This window comes from Rhodococcus sp. ACS1 (assembly GCF_002300155.1).
Lineage (GTDB): Bacteria > Actinomycetota > Actinomycetes > Mycobacteriales > Mycobacteriaceae > Rhodococcus_F > Rhodococcus_F koreensis.
The window spans coordinates 271,448-286,850 of sequence record NZ_NSDZ01000004.1; the positions used below are offsets into that span (position 1 = coordinate 271,448).

Genomic DNA, 15,403 nt, shown 5'->3' on the forward strand with positions numbered 1-15,403 from the left:
GGGCGGCCGGGATGATGTTTCACCGCCCGCTGACACCGTTTCACCGCCCGCTGACACCGACGGGCGCTACCGCTCTGTAGATGACTCTAGTCGTGAGGACGCACCCACTGTGCCGGAGTCAACGGTAACGTAGACAGAAGTGCTGGTCGAGATGCGGTCTCGTCAGAGTTGTCCGCCAGGATGGCCAGGTGGTTCAGTCATGCTCACCCTGTGCATGCTCTACAACCCATGCCGCGATCTGAGCTCTCGAGGTGAAACCGAGTTTGGTGAGGATGTTTTCCACGTGGCCTTGCGCGGTTCGCCGGGAATCTACGAGTTGGGTGGCGATGGCCTTGTTGGTCAGGCCTTTGGAGACTAGGTCGGCGACTTGACGCTCACGCTTTGTCAAGCTTGTCGTATGATCGCTGCGCGGCGACGCAGGCGAGGTGTGCTCGCTTAGGGCAAAGGCCACGGCCTCTTCGAAGTTCATGGCCGCCCCCTCCCGATACGCCGCCTCAATCGCTCGTTCGCCGAGTACCCGTCGGATCTGCTGCTCGCAGTGCTCATGGTGCGGAAGCAGGTTGTGGAACAGCACCGAGGAACTGCCTACTGACCGGCCCAGTGCCTGGGCCGCGGCCAGCAGGACGGCTGCACGTCGTGCGTTGTCCTCGCCGACGGCGATCCACGCCTGCGCCTCCAGGGCCACGGCGGCAGTGAGAGGTTCGTCCAACAGCCGGGTTAGATGTAGGCATTGCTTCAGTAACCGACCCGAACGATCACGATCGCCCTGCTGGAATACGGCCACCCCCATGGCCCACAGCGCATATGACCGAAACACTGATTCGCCGTGAGCTTCGGTGGTATCGAGTACTTGCTCATGGCAGTCGATGGCACGAGAAGCGTCTCCCTGCAATTCGTACGCCAGACCGAGCATCAAGAGAATCCACACCTGATCTGACAGGTTGCTGTGGGCGCCGAAAACCTCGAGGGCTTCCTCCAGGCGGGCGCAGGCACGGGGTATATCGCCGCTGTAGAGGGCCAGGAGTCCTTCGGCATGGGCGACGCGCGCGTGGACTACTGGGTCAGCCATTTGCTCGGCCAGGTCGTGCGCCTCGTCGACTCGCGCAGCTCCGGCGGAGATCTCGCCCTGCAGTTCGGCCAGGATGCTGTCGGCGTACAGCGCTTCGACTCGTGCGGCGGTCGGCTGCTCTGGCAGACAATCAAGCGTACGGCTCAGCCAATGCCGTCCCTCGCTGAGAAGGCCGCGGGAGAGCCAAAACTGGAACAGCGAGGCGGCGATTCGCAGTCCTGCCGTATCACTGCCGGGGTCGGATATCCGAAACTCCGACAGGGAGTACTCCATCGCGCTACGCAGATTCGCCTGTTCCCGCTCGAGGCGTCCGATCCACTCCCGTTGGCGGGGGCTGATCCACTCAGCCTCTGCCTGTAACACCAACTGCTGGTACCAATCCCGGTGACGGCGGCGCAATTCGGGATGCTCCCCGGACTGCTCGGACTTCTCCCGGCCGTAGTCTCGCAAAGTCTCGAGCATCCGGAACCGCACCACCGCGACTGCGTCCTCTCGGATCAGGATCGACTTGTCGACTAGCGAGGTCACCGCATCGAGCAGATCACCCGCGTCGAGATCCGTGGCGCAAACGTCCTCGGCCGCGTCGAGTTCGAAGCTGCCTGCGAACACCGACAGTCGGGCCCACAGCTGCTGTTCCTGCGGCGTGCACAGGTCGTGACTCCAGTCGATGGACAGTCGTAGCGTCTGCTGGCGTGTGGGTGCGCCGCGACTGCCGCGTGTGAGCAGAGTGTAGCGGTCGGTGAGCCGCTCGAGGATCTGCTGGGGCGACATCGCTCGTAATCGTGCCGCCGCCAACTCGATCGACAGGGGCAGGCCGTCTAATTGTTGGCAGATCAGGGACACCGCGCCGCGATTGTCCTCGGTGAGTTCGAACCCTGGTACCGCGGCGGAGGCCCGATCCACGAACAAAGTCACCGCATCGTACTGAGGGAGCCCGCGCAGGGTCGGCGTCCGTTCGGAGGCGGGGACCGCCAGCGGCGGCACCCGGAGCACCGCCTCGCCACCGAGGGCGAGGGCTTCGCGGCTGGTGGTCAGAACCCGCAGCTCTGGGCAGGTGTGCAGCAGCTTCTCGGTCAGGGCGGCGGCCGCATCCACTACGTGCTCGCAGTTGTCAAGCACGAGCAGCAGGTGCTGCGGAGTGAGAAACTCCGCCACGATGTCGTCGAGTCGGCGAGCGGACCGATCCCGCACCCCGAGAGCGGCGGCCACCACACCCACGACCAACGACTCATCCTGCAACTCACCCAGCTCGACCCACCGCACCCCGTCGGCAAATCCTTTCCGGGCATCAGCGGCCACCCGTAGGGCGAGACGTGTCTTGCCGACACCACCGATACCGGTCAACGTCACCAAACGTGACGCTGACAGCATGCTCTTCGTTTCGGCCAGCTCGTTACGGCGACCAACGAAATTGGTGAGCGCGAGAGGTAGGTCTCCCACCGAGGCTCGTACGGCAGGCGACGATGTGCGGTGAGCCGGCGTGGACTCCGCAGGTTGAGTGGCTGTACTCGCTAAGTCCAGATCGTGGCCTGCAGCGCCGACGCCGCCGGACAAGGCCATCTCATCGACAGGGAACCCATAGACGCGTTGAATCCGGCGCAGTTCGTCACCGAATGCGGCGGCGGTAGCGGGACGGGTCTCCGGGTCTGCGGCCATCGCGCGCTCGATGACCTCGCTCACCTCGTCTGGGATGCCCTGCTCGCGTAGGTCCGGTACCGGCTGGGTCGTGATCCGCAAAAACTGGGCGATTACCTGCTCACCACTGCGGCGCTCGAATGCCGCATGCCCCGTGATGGCGCAGAACACGGTGGCGCCGAGGCTGTAGACGTCCGATGACTCGCTAGGAGGGTCGCCGCTGAGAACCTCGGGTGCGGTGAAGGCCGGCGAGCCGGTCACGGTGCCCGTGGCGGTCTGGAAGCCGCCGGAAACGTGGGCAATGCCAAAATCGGTCAGCGCCGGCTCGTCGAAATCAGTGAGCAGGATGTTCGCGGGTTTCACGTCCCGGTGCAGGATGCCCTCCCGGTGCGCGGATTCCACCGCCGCCGCTATCTTCACCCCCACCCGGAGCGCGTCCTCTAGCGGTAGCGGCCCATTGCGGCGAATCCGTGCCTCGAGGGAGTCCTTTGGGTGATATGGCATCACGATGTAGGGACGGCCGGTCCCCGTGACACCGACGTGCAGGGCGGTGACTATGTTTGGGTGACCCGTCAGGCGGCCCATTGCCCGTTGTTCACGGAAGAACCGGGCCCGATTCTCCTCGTCCAGGTCGGCTTCGAGGATCTTGACTGCCACGGTGCGGTCCAGCGACGGCTGCAGGCATCGGTAGACAACACCGAAGCCGCCCCGTCCGATTTCGTGAGCATCTTCGAACCCGGCCGCGATCAGCTCCTCCGTGACCGATGGAGTCAGTGCTTTCTCCGTCTGGAAGGGATCATCGGCGGCCATAGGAAAGTCCTCTCACCGTCCTAGACAGCGTCGAGCGCAGAATCCGATCGGTATGGGTCTCGAGGACTCAAACACGCCACTCACCTCAGAAGGTTGTTCCTTCAGGATATCGATTCTTGATGATTGCGATGGATTTCTCGAACGATGAGTGACATTCGGCCAGACCAATCGGTCTGGCCGCGATAACGAAGGTGTCTATCGCGGCGGGACGCTGCCGTGATGGTGGATCGCGTGCACTCAGGGCCCATGGGCAACAGATCTTCAGAGTCGATCTATTCGTGCAGCATCCTGCAGGGTACTGCTCCAGAATCGGCGAGCTCGACGAGTCACTCTTGACCGGGTCCTGTCGACTCGAGCCGCGTGCGCAAATGCGCGCTGAATGCAGTCCGCGGCCCGTTTGTTGCGGACACGGTTGAATCTGGTCACTACTCCGGAACTCGGCGTTCACCCTCCATCGGAACACGACACCCCCGCTCGAGGGCAAGCTCCCTACGGCGCGTCATCGGCTCAGCCACCGCCGGCACTTTCATCGAGTACTACGACTTCGCGATCTACGGGTCGATGGCACCGATCATCGCGAAGGCATTCTTCCCCAACGCGGAGCCCGTCGTCGCGCTACTGAGCGCGTTCGCCGTTTTCGCCCGCGCGTTCGTGACCCGGCAGCTGGGAGATTCGTGAGGGGTCCGATCGGTGATCGCATCGGCCGCAAACGGACCCTGTCGGCGATCGTCCTGCTGATCTCCATCGCAACCGTACTCATTGGCCTCATACCTGATTACCACGGCATCGGAATCGCAGCACCGATTGCACTCGTCGCACTCCGGCCGCCCGTATCGCCTGGATGCCATTGCTGCTGGCCGTGGCCAGCCAGCCGGTTCATCTTCGCGCCGACGATGAGCGGTTGCACCGCCTCTTTCATGGCCGCAGTGACGGTACCTAGGTCTGGGCAGCGCAACGACGTCAGACACCGGGCCCGGGTTGACGTGATCGGCTCGCGGGCGAACCGATCAAGGCAGGTGTCTACCCAGGGTCGGCACGTCGGCGAGGGTCCGCAGCAAATCGTTTAGATGTGTGCACGACGCCGCCCCCGAAATCAACGACGGTATCGTCCGCCGGGCATCGGATGCCGGCATGCCGATGATGTTCTGCACCGCCGCGGCCGCTACAGGACACTCGAGATATGGCAAGACCCTCGGCGTGGCGAGCGCTTCGATGATTTCGTCTGTGGAGAATTCGACTATTGCGTGCAAGTCGTACTCGTGAATCACAGTCTCTATCCCGGTCCCGTCGGTGTGGCTGTCGCGGAACGACGCGTCGACCCTCCACCCTCGGATGTCCCTGACGACATCGGTTCGTCGCAACCGGCGAACTGCGTGGTGGTCCAACGACGGAAGTCGATGCCATGCTGCTGCGTCGTGGTCCTCGAGTGCGGGGACGATGGGTCCGTGTGGAATCGGGATCGCCCCAGACCGGGCAAGCTCGAGATCGACGGTCCCGCCTTGGCGCCATCCCATGCACACATCGATGCGGTCGAGGTTGGGTTGCTCGCGAACTTGAGCGCCCGCGACTGCGGTGGAATAGCCGGACACGACCAGGGCGACCGGAAGGTCGTCGAGGAGCTGAGAGGTGATCGAGCCAGGTTGCGCTACATCGGCTTCAGCCACCGCTTTCCGGAATCCTCGACGCAGACCTGTTCCTACGAGTCGACGGACTTCCGATGACGAGTGTGGTACCACCACCGAATCGACCATACCGTCACGCTTCGTCATTGTGATCGTGAACGATGTTTCGGAGATCGTTTCATGGCCGCCGCGCCGAGTGAGGAGATCTCTTCCTCCGCAGGTGAACTGAACATGATCGGGTGGGTCTTGTACATGGAGCACGTCGATGCTCGTGGTGCGCCGAATCGAGCCCTGAGCTCGCGGCGGCAGCGCTGCCCGCGGGTGCCCCTCAGTAGCAATTCCGTTGGGCAGCATCTTTACTCCTTGGTCAGGTAAGGCGTCGGACGGAGTCGACCGACTGACTGTTAGGTGGGTTTCGATCGTAGGGTCAGAGGGATGGGTCGATGACAGCCTTGATGACCGCTCCGGTGCGGATCGCTTTCAACGCTGCGCCTGCGTCGTCGATGGAAAAGCGGTGAGTGACCAGGCTCGACAACGGCACGGTGTCCTGACACCGTGCGACCAGCTGTACGGCGCCGTAATAGTGCCTGGGTTTCCGGAATGTTGCCCCGGTGATCTGGACATTTTTTGCGGTGAGCAGTCGCGGTGACACGGGGATCCTCTCCCATCGCAACCAAGCGACGTCTGCGTAGCTGCCCCAGTTGGGTAGGTCTGCCTTCTCGGGAACCGAGAATTCTCGCATGGAGTGTTGTCGAGGATCGCGCACGAATAACATCTGTGGCACAGAGCGATTGGCGCCCAGTACGCCACATCACCCACTTCAACCGGTACGCCAGCGTAATCCGTAGTGATGTCGACGCCGAGTTTCTCGATCCTGCCGACACCCTCATGGCCGAGGACGATCGGGAATGGCATCACGCCGGCATCGCCGGTAACGATGTGGGCGTCGCTCCCGCACACTCCACCGACCACAACACGGACAAGCGCCCCTGTTGGTGCGGGCTCGGGGACATTGACCTCCCAGGTCTCGTCATTATTGGGGCCGACGAGGACAGCCGCGTGGGCGGTGGACATGACGAGCTCGCTTTCTCGAGGGGAGAATCCAGTGGCAATGACCGGAACGTCCAGTCAACTTCACACTGGAGTCAACACTCCAGTTGACCGACACGGGACTGCATGTATTGCATGCGATCGAGGTAGGCGCAGCGTGACCGAAACGGCTCGGAACATCGCGCCGCACGTGGGTGCGGTCCGTCGGCCGGGGTGAGAGTCTCGAGTTCTGCGGGCGGGTGTCGGCGGCGCATCGCGCGACGACGAGCGGTCCAGGTCGCCCAGGTTATCCCCGCGCGGTGCACCAGCCTCGCTGGTGTCGACGCTCGACGGCATCTGCGCGGGCGGAGTCGTGGTCGCGTCGCTGTCGACCTGCGGGGTATCGCGACGAGGTTAGCCGTGAGATCGCCGATTCGGTGACCAGGGCATCATCGCGACCGGCTACTGCGCCGGAACCCTTCAGTAGCGCAACAATTGGTGCGGAAAGCGTGCGCGTGATGTGGATCGAACCTCGCGACGATCGGCGACGGGATACCCGGTCATGCGTGCGTTTCGGCGGTAGCGAAGGCGCCGTATCGGCCTTGGAAGAAGATGAGGGGTGACTCGGGAGTGTCGAGTTCGAGGTGGTCCACGCGGCCGACGACGATGTGGTGATCGCCCGCATCGTGCACAGCGGCTATCTCGCAGTCGATCCAAGCCGAGGAGCCCAGAATGCGGGGCATTCCCGATGGTGTCGGGGCCCATTCGACGTCGGTGAATTTGTCGTTGCCCTTGCGGGACAGGTTGCGGCACACGTCCTGTTGGTCCGATCCCAGTACATTCGCACAGAACCGCTTGGCAGCACGAATTTTCGGAAATGTGGACGACGACTTGTCCGGAAGGAAGGCAACGAGAGGCGGATCAAGCGAAACGGAGGTGAACGATCCCACCGCCATGCCGACGGGGCGGCCCTCATTGTCCGCCGCTGTCACCGCAACCACTCCTGTGGGGAAGTGGCCGAGGATGTCGCGAAACTGTCGAGGATCGATCACGCGGTCATCATTCAAGGCCAGCGAAGCCTTCGAGTTCATAGCGTGCTATCCAATCGTCTGTGAATGCAACATTGCTATCGAATCCACCTGGGTGTGATGCGCGTCGCTTCTCCGTAGCTTGCCTGCACGGTCTGACTGTGTCAACCATAATGTTGATGAGATCCACGTACGTGTAGATGGAGTCTGTGTGCATGCGTCCGACATTGGTTGAATGCCTGTGGTGCAGTGCACGAACGGCAGCGAATGTGATCGCCGTGGCGCTCGCTCAACCGTCTCGCTGTCGATCGCCCGAGTGCTTCGGCCGGTGCCGTCGAATCGGCTATCGTGCTTGCCTGTCCGTTGCACCGGACGGTCGGTTCGCTCGGGGAGGTAGGCCGTGTTCATGGTGGAGCGCAGAGATATGCACAACTCGGGAAACCGGTGCTCGCGATTTCCCGAGTTGTGCGATCATGAATTCGGTTTTGCGCCCGAGGCTGCCCTCATCCTCCAGGCCCGTTCGATCCCGTGGTCAGGGTGGGCTGAGCAGTTGTCAGCTGACGGCCACGGTTTCGTGAGTGCCCTCGACTGGGATGTGCGGAATAACTTCCGTCGCGAAGAGGCGGAGAGACTCCACCCAGGGTGCGGGGTCGTCCAAGGCATCGTGGGTGTTGACGGCAATCTGGCCGTATCTGAATCCTGCCAGGTCGAACGTCTTCTCGATCTTGGCGATAACCGTCTCGGGGCTTCCGCAGAGCCAGACGTTGTCGGCGAGGTAGTCCAGGTCGACATCGTCGATATCGATTTTGTGGTCGGCGTCGTCGATGAATCCCTGCAGGATCCGGTACTTCTGGTACACCGGCATCAAATACTTCTTCCAGGCATACCCGATCGCACCGTTCTTCGCCTTTTCCTTCGCCTCTTCGTCTGTCCTGGCGACGAACACGTCGCGTGCGATCTTGAACTTGGATCCCTGTGCCGTCGCACCGACGGATTGGCACGCTTCCGAGTACGTCTTCCACTGAGACCTCAGCAGCTCCGACCCGCCATAGAAGGAAATTGGAGTCCAGCCGCGTTCGCCGGCGAGTCGGTGTGACGGCGAGTTCTTGCTCAGTCCCGTCACTGCGATCTCGAGGCCATCTGCACCACCATGAGGGGAATGGTCGGCAGTCAGGTGATACTCCTCGCCTTCCCTGGTCTTGAAGGAGCCGTGCGATGCGACGCTGCCCGGATCGATCTGGGCGTCGAGCCGCGATGCCTTGTAGTACTTGCCTTCGAAGTCGAACGGTTCCTGACGCCAGACCTTGTCCATCACCTCGAGCCCTTCCATCAGTCGCGGATGGGCTTCGGAGAGGTCGCCTGGCTGGCCGCGAAGGACGGCCTCATTCTCCCACGAGCCGGCGCCGACGCCGAGGAAGTAGCGGTCTTCGAGCAGCTGCGAGGTATAGCCGACCTGTACGGCGAGCGTGGACGGATTGTGTAGCGGCACGATGTGCGCCATGGGGGCGAAACGCATCCGCTCGGTGATCTGCGCAGCAGCGACGATCAGAAGTTCAGGATTGGGAATGTTCTCCCACGCCTGCATGCCGTGCTCGCCGACCATGAAGTCGCGGTAGCCGAACTTGTCGGCTGCAGAAGCAAGCAACAGTGAGTAATCGAACGTCTCCTTGTCCTTGCGTCCCGGGCGCATGTAGGGGGTGTGAAAGATTCCGCATTCCATGTTTGTTCTCCTAGTATTTCGCCATCATGAGTGAGCTTTTGTAGGGTCGTGTCGACAGCTCCGTGCTGTCTCGTCGGATTACATTCGGACGGCGCCTCCAAAGGCAGATATGGTCCTCTTCGAATGAGCGAGCGTCAGCCTCGGTGGCCACGCTGATTCAGGTCATGCCGTCTGAAAGTGTGTTGCACCGATGTGGCCCAACAACTCGTCGTATGCGGCACAACCGCGTTCAATTTGCGCACGAGTTGCATCGATCGCACTGTCAGGTACGGCCACGGGGTTGCTGATGCTTCCGTTGAGCTGCAACGTCAGGGCGCGCTCCACTGCGGGAAAGTTACGCAGGAAGGGGGAGCAGTAGCCGCAGTCTCGCACGATCTCGGCCAGATCCGCGCGGATGTCTGCGGTGCTCGCTCGGCCGTCGTTGCGCCTCGCCACAATCACTGTGCCGTAGTCATTTTCGGCGACCGCCGCCAGTGCGGCTGTGGCAACTCCTGTCGACAAGTGGGGTGCGGGATCAACCTCTTGCTCGAAACACACCAGCGGAGTGGTGGCCGAAGGTGAAGAATCGATTGAGTACGCCACATACTCGACGCCGGACACATCGCTGCGATAGCCGACACAGTGAATGTGCCCGTAGTCAGAATTCCGTACGACTGCGAACTGAGTCCGCAGGTGTGATTCCATTGTGCGCCGGTATGCGACTACGTCCTCGAGCGAGACAACAGCGACATCATGCGCGTCGGCGAAACGCTCGGCCTCGGCAGTCTCGGCGATCAAGGTCTGATCATCCTCGGAGACGAGAGCGGTAAATGCGCCGGCTCGACGAAGTCCTGCCACAGTTGCAAGGTCTACGGCCGCTTCTGCCGGACCTCGACGGTCGAGCACACCCCCAGGTGCTGTTCGGGCAGGAAGGACATGTCCTGGTCTGGTGAAATCGCCGACCGCGCTGGAGCTGTCGGCCAGCATCCGGAGGGTGCGTGCTCGGTCGGCTGCAGAAATGCCGGTACCGGATCCAGTGGCGTCGATGCTCACGGTGTATTCGGTGTTTGCACGATTCCTGTCCGCGCCGATCATGGGTGCGAGTTCGAGGCGGTCGCACTCGCTGCCAGGCAGCGCTGCGCACACGAGGCCAGAACCGTATCGCACAAGGAACGAGACGGATTCCACCGTCGACTTCTCGGCTGCAATCAGAATGTGCGCGTCGTCGGCAGGGTTCGCGCCCGTCAAGACCACTGGCCGTCCCGCGTAAAGCTCGGACATTGCCCGCTGAACACGGGTGGTCGGATCATCCATCTGTGGCCTCGATTCTTGCGATGGCATGTGCACTGTGACGAGCGTCGCAAAGATTCTGCGATGTGTCAACATCAACGTAGACATTTTGTCTTGGTTTACTTGTTGGAGTTGGGGTTTGCCTGTTGGCGGTCGCTACTTTCAGGCACTGCGCTTGGTATGAAGTGGAGGAACGCCGACGGATCCCGAAGGCCTTGATGGGTTCGAGATGTATTGGCGAGCAATATAGTTGACCGGGTGTCGACCGCACCGTCGAGCGAGTTCGACTCGCCCGGATGTCGACCACGGCTGCGTCTAGCGTGGGGGGCACGCACGAGCGTGTCTCGAGGATGGCCGATGTGGAAAAGGGTAGCCGCGAACCGCGAGACATGATGTGTATGAACCGATTCCGCGCTTGTAGACTCGGATGCGCCGCACTCGTCACCGTCGCCCGTGATATATCCATCTCGGATGGAAGGGAATTCGAACTTGCGGGTGAGTCCTGAGGGGGATCCATTTTGGGCGAATCTGGCTCGATCCCATCTCGAAGATTCGATGATTTCGTGAAAGAGTCGCCGAAAGTGCTGCAGTGCAGCATTATTAGCTATTCAAATTTTGGACGTGGGTCGCACGGTCGAAATTGCAGGGACTGCAGGCTGTTTCGACACGATCGACTGCGAAGTGGTGCGCATCGATTCGTGTGAGCAACCTGATCGATGCCGCAGCGCGTTGGCGTCACGAATCGAGTTGCTGCATCTTCCTTGCTGCATCCGCAACGCAGTTGCGAGCCCGCTTGGTGGCATCGACACATCGACTACGCGTTGGACGCCCGCCGACCTGTTCCTGCCGGCGACGGGCGCGGCGCGCGTGGCCCTGCGGGTGCATCATTCTTTAGCTTGGCTGGCGCGTTCGACTCCTTTCGCCGGGCGCGCGGGTCCTGCCCACGCGCGCTGATGGTCTTGCTGACGGCATTAACGGTACCAGGTTCCGAAAAGATTTGGTGACCCAACTCTCAACCGATCCCTGAATGCCGGTCGGTATGCTCGATTGACCATGACGAACCGCGGTAGTGCACGAGGGCGTCCCCGTCGAAGTTCGCGACTCGAGATCGAGCAGCGCGCAATCGGGTTGTTTCTGCGGGACGGCTACTCGAGTACCAGCATCGAGGCGATTGCAGTCGCTTGCGGCATCAGCAAGACGACCTATTTCCGTTACTACGGGTCCAAGTCTGAGCTGGTCTGGTGGGTCTTCGACGAGTACATCCGAGCGACGGAGGATGCCTTGAACTCGGCAGACCTCGAACTTCCGGTGATGGCAGCGATCCGTCAGGCCGTGATGGAAGCCACCGGCGGGGTAGCTGATGACGAGGGCACCTGGATGAAGCGGTTCGAGCTACTCGACACCACGCCGGAGCTGAGAGACGGCGAAGCTGCCCACTGGCAAGCCTGGGGTGAGGCCATCAGTCGCTATGTGGCCGCGAGAACAGGCTCGCGTGCGACCGACGTCGTACCCGCTGCTGTCGGCGGCGCTTTGCAAGCGGCATATCTCGCCGGCTTCCGGGAGAGCTCAGCAACTGGCGAGTCGTCCACACAAACACTGGCGCGGCTCGATGCGACGTTTGCGCTGATCAGCCAGCCTCTGCAGGCCTGGATCAACTTCGAGCAAGCCCACTCGGCACTAATGGGTAGGCATCCCCTTGTGGGATCCACTGCTGGACCGTGGGAAATCGAGTCGTCGGACGGGATCAGCCCTCGCCCTCGTTCACATAATCAACAAGGTAGTTGACTTCCAGTGTGTCTGATACGAATCTCTCGGGGTAGGCGACGCATCGCAATGATGCAACAGCCTGGCAATGACCGGGATTGCTCCTGGTCATTTCCTGACATCAGGTGAGGACCCTGCCGGCGTTCTGTGTCCCAAACACCACTTCCTGACGCTCGGCGAGCAAGCAACCGTGGAAGCTTCACAGGGTTTGGCCGGTCGTTGAAACGCCCCTCCCGGTTTGCGGTGCAGGTTGTACGTGTCACGTGATGGCCAGACGGTCAGATGTTGTTGCGTTGTTTTGCGGTGAAAAGTGTCAACCTACAGTCTCGAACCGCCGCATCTATCGAGAGTGCAAGTGGTCCATGATTTGTGCGATGTACTGGGCGCTCATCCCGGCGCGCTGTCGACGGCGAGCCGCCCGTGCCGCGTCGAGATCGTCCGCGCCGGGCCGCAATCCCGCCATCATGCAACGGTAGCGTCGTGCGACTGTCGCGTTGGGCCGGGCGGGCCCCGCGATCATGGAGGGCTGGCTCCTCGGTCACGCCGGTGGGGGAGCCGTCGCCGACGTGCTCTTCGGGGTGGTCTACCCATCGAGCCGGCTGGCCGAGACGATCCCCCTCCGACTCGAGGATGCCCGGCGTACCTCGACTTCCGGGCGCGGCGGGCCCGTGCTGTACGGGTCAGGTCTGTTCGTCGGCTACCGGTTTTACGGTCGGAGGGAGGTGTCAGTGAGTTTCCCTTTTGAGTATGGCCTTTCGTATTCGAGCGTCGACTATTCGGCCGCCACCGCGACGCCGACCGCCGCCGGACTCGAGGTTGCGCTGAAGGTACGAACACCGGCCCCGGGACGGACGTGAGGTGGCGCTATTTCGATGCGGCGCTATCGCGGTTGGTCGTCGAAGGCGGCGACTGCCGGGTCGGGCGTGTTCGACGACCCGGCACTGCTGCGCATGGCCGCGTCGATGCCGTTGAACCGCGTCGCGGTATTCCCGGGCAGCCCGATCGGCACTGAGCAGTTGGATGCGTTGGTCCAGCGCGCCGAACGGCCGCCGCGAGTGATCACCCGCGGCGGGCCGGTCTGTTGTAGCTGGTTACGACGTGTCGGAGGCGGACTCGTCCATGTCGAAGAGTTCGCCGATCAGACCGCCCAGGAATCGCCGGTGCTGCGAGGACACTTCGGCCGCCGCTTCGCCGTCCCGGGTTGCGCACAGGGCGATCAGTTTGTCGTGGTGTTCGATGGCGTCCTGCCAGCCGCGGAGGCTGGAGAACTTGCGGTAGTAGATCCGGTGGATCTGCGGGTGCACCTGGTGCATGAGCCGCTTGAGGAGTGGGTTGGCGGCCGCCTCGACGATGATGCCGTGAAGGGTGTCGTCCGCGGCGAGAGCGGCACTGATGTCGTTGGCCTTGATCGCCTGCGCGAGGTCGTCGTTGGCGCTGCGCATCACGGCGATCATGTCGTCGGTGAGGTTGGGAACCCCCGTCTTCACGGCCAGCTGGTCCAGAACTTCCATCACTGCGAGCGTTGATTCGACGTCGGCGCGGTTCAGCGGGGTGATCCGGGTGAAGGCGGCGGGTTTGGCCTCGACGAGTCCGGTGTCGATCAGCCGTGCAAGCGCCTCACGGACCGGGGTCCGGCTCAAGCCGAGATGTTCAGCCAGTTCGCTGTCTTTGACCTTGGATCCGGGCGCGAGTTCACCGGTGACGATCGCGTCGCAGATCCGCTCGAACGCGACGTCGCTCATGCGAGGGCGCTCCACCGGATTATCACGCAACATACTGGATACTGTAACTCTGCAGGCCGCACGCTCCTGGGGGCGCGTGGGCGAGCGCCGGGCGCCCTTGCCGTGAAGACGCCGAGAACATCTTCCGTCACTAAACCAATATATTGGATGTGGTGTACTGTTCGACGAGCGGCGATCGACGTCATAGACCCTGTCGAGTAGAACGGCGAATAGGTGTTGGTGGAAAAGTTGAGCGAGTGCGATGTGCGGATCGAGCACGACTCGATTGGAGATCTGGCGGTACCGGCGCGAGCGTACTACGGCGTCCACACCACCCGCGCGATGGAGAATTTCGCGATCACCGGGTCAGCGATCGGTCAGTACCCGGCGCTGGTTGCATCGCTGGCGACAGTGAAACAGGCTGCTTGCCAAGCGAACCGAGACCTGGGTCTCATCGATGACCGGCGCGCCGATGCCATTGTCGCCGCGTGCGCGGAGATCCGCGGCGGGGCGCTGTTCGACCAGTTTCCGATCGACCCGATCCAGGGCGGAGCGGGTACCTCGTCGAACATGAACGCCAACGAGGTCATTGCGAATCGTGCCCTCGAGATCCTGGGGTTCGGACGCGGCGCCTACACCGAACTCGACCCCCTCACTCATGTGAACCTGGGGCAGTCCACCAACGACGTGTATCCGACCGCGATCAAGCTGGCGCTGGTCGAGCATCTCCGGCGGTTGATCGCGTCGCTCGGCCGGCTCGCGGAGTCGTTCGAGCGCAAGTCGATCGAATTCGACGACATCGTCAAGATGGGTCGCACCCAACTGCAGGACGCGGTACCGATGACCCTGGGTCAGGAGTTCGCGGCCTACTCGATCATGTTGAACGAGGACTGCGCCCGGCTCTCCGAGGGAGCGCTTCTGCTGTTGGAATCCAACCTCGGTGGCACCGCCATCGGCACCGGGATCAACGGCCATCCCGAGTACTCCGCGCTCGCCTGCAACTATTTGCGTGAGTTGACCGGTGAACCGGTCGTCCCGGCAGGCAATCTCATCGAGGCTACCCAGGATTGCGGAGCATTCGTCCAGGTCTCCGGCATCCTCAAACGTGTCGCCGTGAAACTGTCCAAGACGTGCAACGATCTGCGGCTCACGTCCTCAGGGCCGACGGCGGGGCTCGGCGAGATCAATCTGCCTCCGGCCCAGGCCGGTTCGTCGATCATGCCCGGCAAGGTCAACCCGGTCATCCCCGAAATGGTCAACCAGGTCGCGTTCGAGGTGATCGGGAACGATCTGACGGTCACGATGGCCGCCGAGGGTGGGCAACTTCAGCTCAACGCGTTCGAACCCGTGATCGTCTACAGCTTGCTGCGCTCGACGACGCACCTGGCCGCGGCAGCGGACACCCTGGCTGTGAAGTGCGTCGACGGGATCACCGCCAACCGCGACCACCTCGAGCGGGGGGTGCGGCGCTCGATCGGCATCGTCACCGCGCTCTCGCCGTTCATCGGGTACACCGCCAGCGCGGACATCGCCAAGCGGGCCCTGGCGACCGGCGCCTACGTCGGCGACCTCGCCGTCGCCGACGGTCTGCTCACCCAGGCGCAGGTCGACGACATCCTGTCGCCCCGTCGGCTCGCCGGCCTGCTCACCGCGCCCACCGTGGACCGCGAATTCGCCGCACTCGACCCCGTGACCGGTGTCGCCGCGCACTGATCGACCCATCACACCCCGCACTA

10 protein-coding genes and 1 pseudogene are annotated in these 15,403 nt (G+C 62.6%); 3 read left to right on the top strand and 8 right to left on the bottom strand.

The window, feature by feature from the left end; all coding sequences use genetic code 11:
- Nucleotides 1–193 precede the first annotated feature (193 nt).
- The 7 genes and pseudogenes from CJ179_RS13600 to CJ179_RS13630 form a co-directional block, all read right to left on the bottom strand.
- Nucleotides 194–3,514, bottom strand: coding sequence for a protein kinase (locus CJ179_RS13600; RefSeq protein ID WP_095861887.1), 3,321 nt, complete (start codon nt 3,512–3,514; stop codon nt 194–196).
- A gap of 1,007 nt (nt 3,515–4,521) precedes the next feature.
- Entirely contained in the window at nt 4,522–4,899 is a 378-nt protein-coding gene (locus tag CJ179_RS51370; RefSeq protein ID WP_179377582.1) for a DUF2889 domain-containing protein, read from the bottom strand.
- A gap of 664 nt (nt 4,900–5,563) precedes the next feature.
- A complete protein-coding gene (locus tag CJ179_RS53770) occupies nt 5,564–5,878 on the bottom strand; it encodes a hypothetical protein (protein ID WP_306454242.1) in 315 nt (104 codons plus the stop codon).
- Nucleotides 5,879–5,934: 56 nt separating this feature from the next.
- Nucleotides 5,935–6,210: pseudogene (locus CJ179_RS54020) on the bottom strand (alcohol dehydrogenase catalytic domain-containing protein); the annotation flags it as partial.
- A 515-nt stretch (nt 6,211–6,725) separates the two neighbouring features.
- Nucleotides 6,726–7,256: a flavin reductase family protein gene (locus tag CJ179_RS13620; protein WP_095861889.1), complete on the bottom strand. Its 531-nt coding sequence runs from the start codon at nt 7,254–7,256 to the stop codon at nt 6,726–6,728.
- A gap of 490 nt (nt 7,257–7,746) precedes the next feature.
- Entirely contained in the window at nt 7,747–8,913 is a 1,167-nt protein-coding gene (locus tag CJ179_RS13625; protein WP_095861890.1) for an LLM class flavin-dependent oxidoreductase, read from the bottom strand.
- A 162-nt stretch (nt 8,914–9,075) separates the two neighbouring features.
- The gene (locus CJ179_RS13630; RefSeq protein ID WP_095861891.1) at nt 9,076–10,206 is read right to left on the bottom strand and encodes a 3,4-dihydroxy-2-butanone-4-phosphate synthase; all 1,131 of its coding nucleotides are present in this window, start codon (nt 10,204–10,206) and stop codon (nt 9,076–9,078) included.
- A 1,029-nt stretch (nt 10,207–11,235) separates the two neighbouring features.
- On the opposite strand from CJ179_RS13630, the gene CJ179_RS13635 reads away from it, so the two are divergent.
- Nucleotides 11,236–11,967, top strand: a complete 732-nt coding sequence (locus tag CJ179_RS13635; protein ID WP_095861892.1) for a TetR family transcriptional regulator — start codon at nt 11,236–11,238, stop codon at nt 11,965–11,967.
- 497 nt (nt 11,968–12,464) lie between these two features.
- Nucleotides 12,465–12,803, top strand: coding sequence for a glycoside hydrolase family 3 C-terminal domain-containing protein (locus CJ179_RS13640; protein ID WP_257015660.1), 339 nt, complete (start codon nt 12,465–12,467; stop codon nt 12,801–12,803).
- A 234-nt stretch (nt 12,804–13,037) separates the two neighbouring features.
- Here the strand turns inward: CJ179_RS13640 and CJ179_RS13645 are convergent, their stop codons facing one another.
- Nucleotides 13,038–13,688 carry a GntR family transcriptional regulator gene (locus CJ179_RS13645; protein WP_095861893.1) on the bottom strand — a complete coding sequence of 217 codons (651 nt, stop codon included), beginning with the start codon at nt 13,686–13,688 and terminating at the stop codon, nt 13,038–13,040.
- Between the two features lie 243 nt (nt 13,689–13,931).
- Here CJ179_RS13645 and CJ179_RS13650 point away from each other — a divergent pair, with 243 nt between their 5' ends.
- On the top strand, nt 13,932–15,380 hold the full coding sequence (locus CJ179_RS13650) for an aspartate ammonia-lyase (RefSeq protein WP_095861894.1): 1,449 nt from the start codon (nt 13,932–13,934) through the stop codon (nt 15,378–15,380).
- Nucleotides 15,381–15,403: the final 23 nt, after the last annotated feature.

What these genes read in the sequence shown, in the direction of transcription:
- CJ179_RS13600 (WP_095861887.1), bottom strand. Translation starts at nt 3,514, where the DNA reads ATGGCCGCCGATGATCCCTTCCAGACGGAGAAAGCACTGACTCCATCG.
- CJ179_RS13625 (WP_095861890.1), bottom strand. Translation starts at nt 8,913, where the DNA reads ATGGAATGCGGAATCTTTCACACCCCCTACATGCGCCCGGGACGCAAG.
- CJ179_RS13635 (WP_095861892.1), top strand. Translation starts at nt 11,236, where the DNA reads ATGACGAACCGCGGTAGTGCACGAGGGCGTCCCCGTCGAAGTTCGCGA.
- CJ179_RS53770 (WP_306454242.1), bottom strand. Translation starts at nt 5,878, where the DNA reads ATGCGAGAATTCTCGGTTCCCGAGAAGGCAGACCTACCCAACTGGGGC.
- CJ179_RS13645 (WP_095861893.1), bottom strand. Translation starts at nt 13,688, where the DNA reads ATGAGCGACGTCGCGTTCGAGCGGATCTGCGACGCGATCGTCACCGGT.
- CJ179_RS13630 (WP_095861891.1), bottom strand. Translation starts at nt 10,206, where the DNA reads ATGGATGATCCGACCACCCGTGTTCAGCGGGCAATGTCCGAGCTTTAC.
- CJ179_RS13640 (WP_257015660.1), top strand. Translation starts at nt 12,465, where the DNA reads ATGGAGGGCTGGCTCCTCGGTCACGCCGGTGGGGGAGCCGTCGCCGAC.
- CJ179_RS13620 (WP_095861889.1), bottom strand. Translation starts at nt 7,256, where the DNA reads ATGAACTCGAAGGCTTCGCTGGCCTTGAATGATGACCGCGTGATCGAT.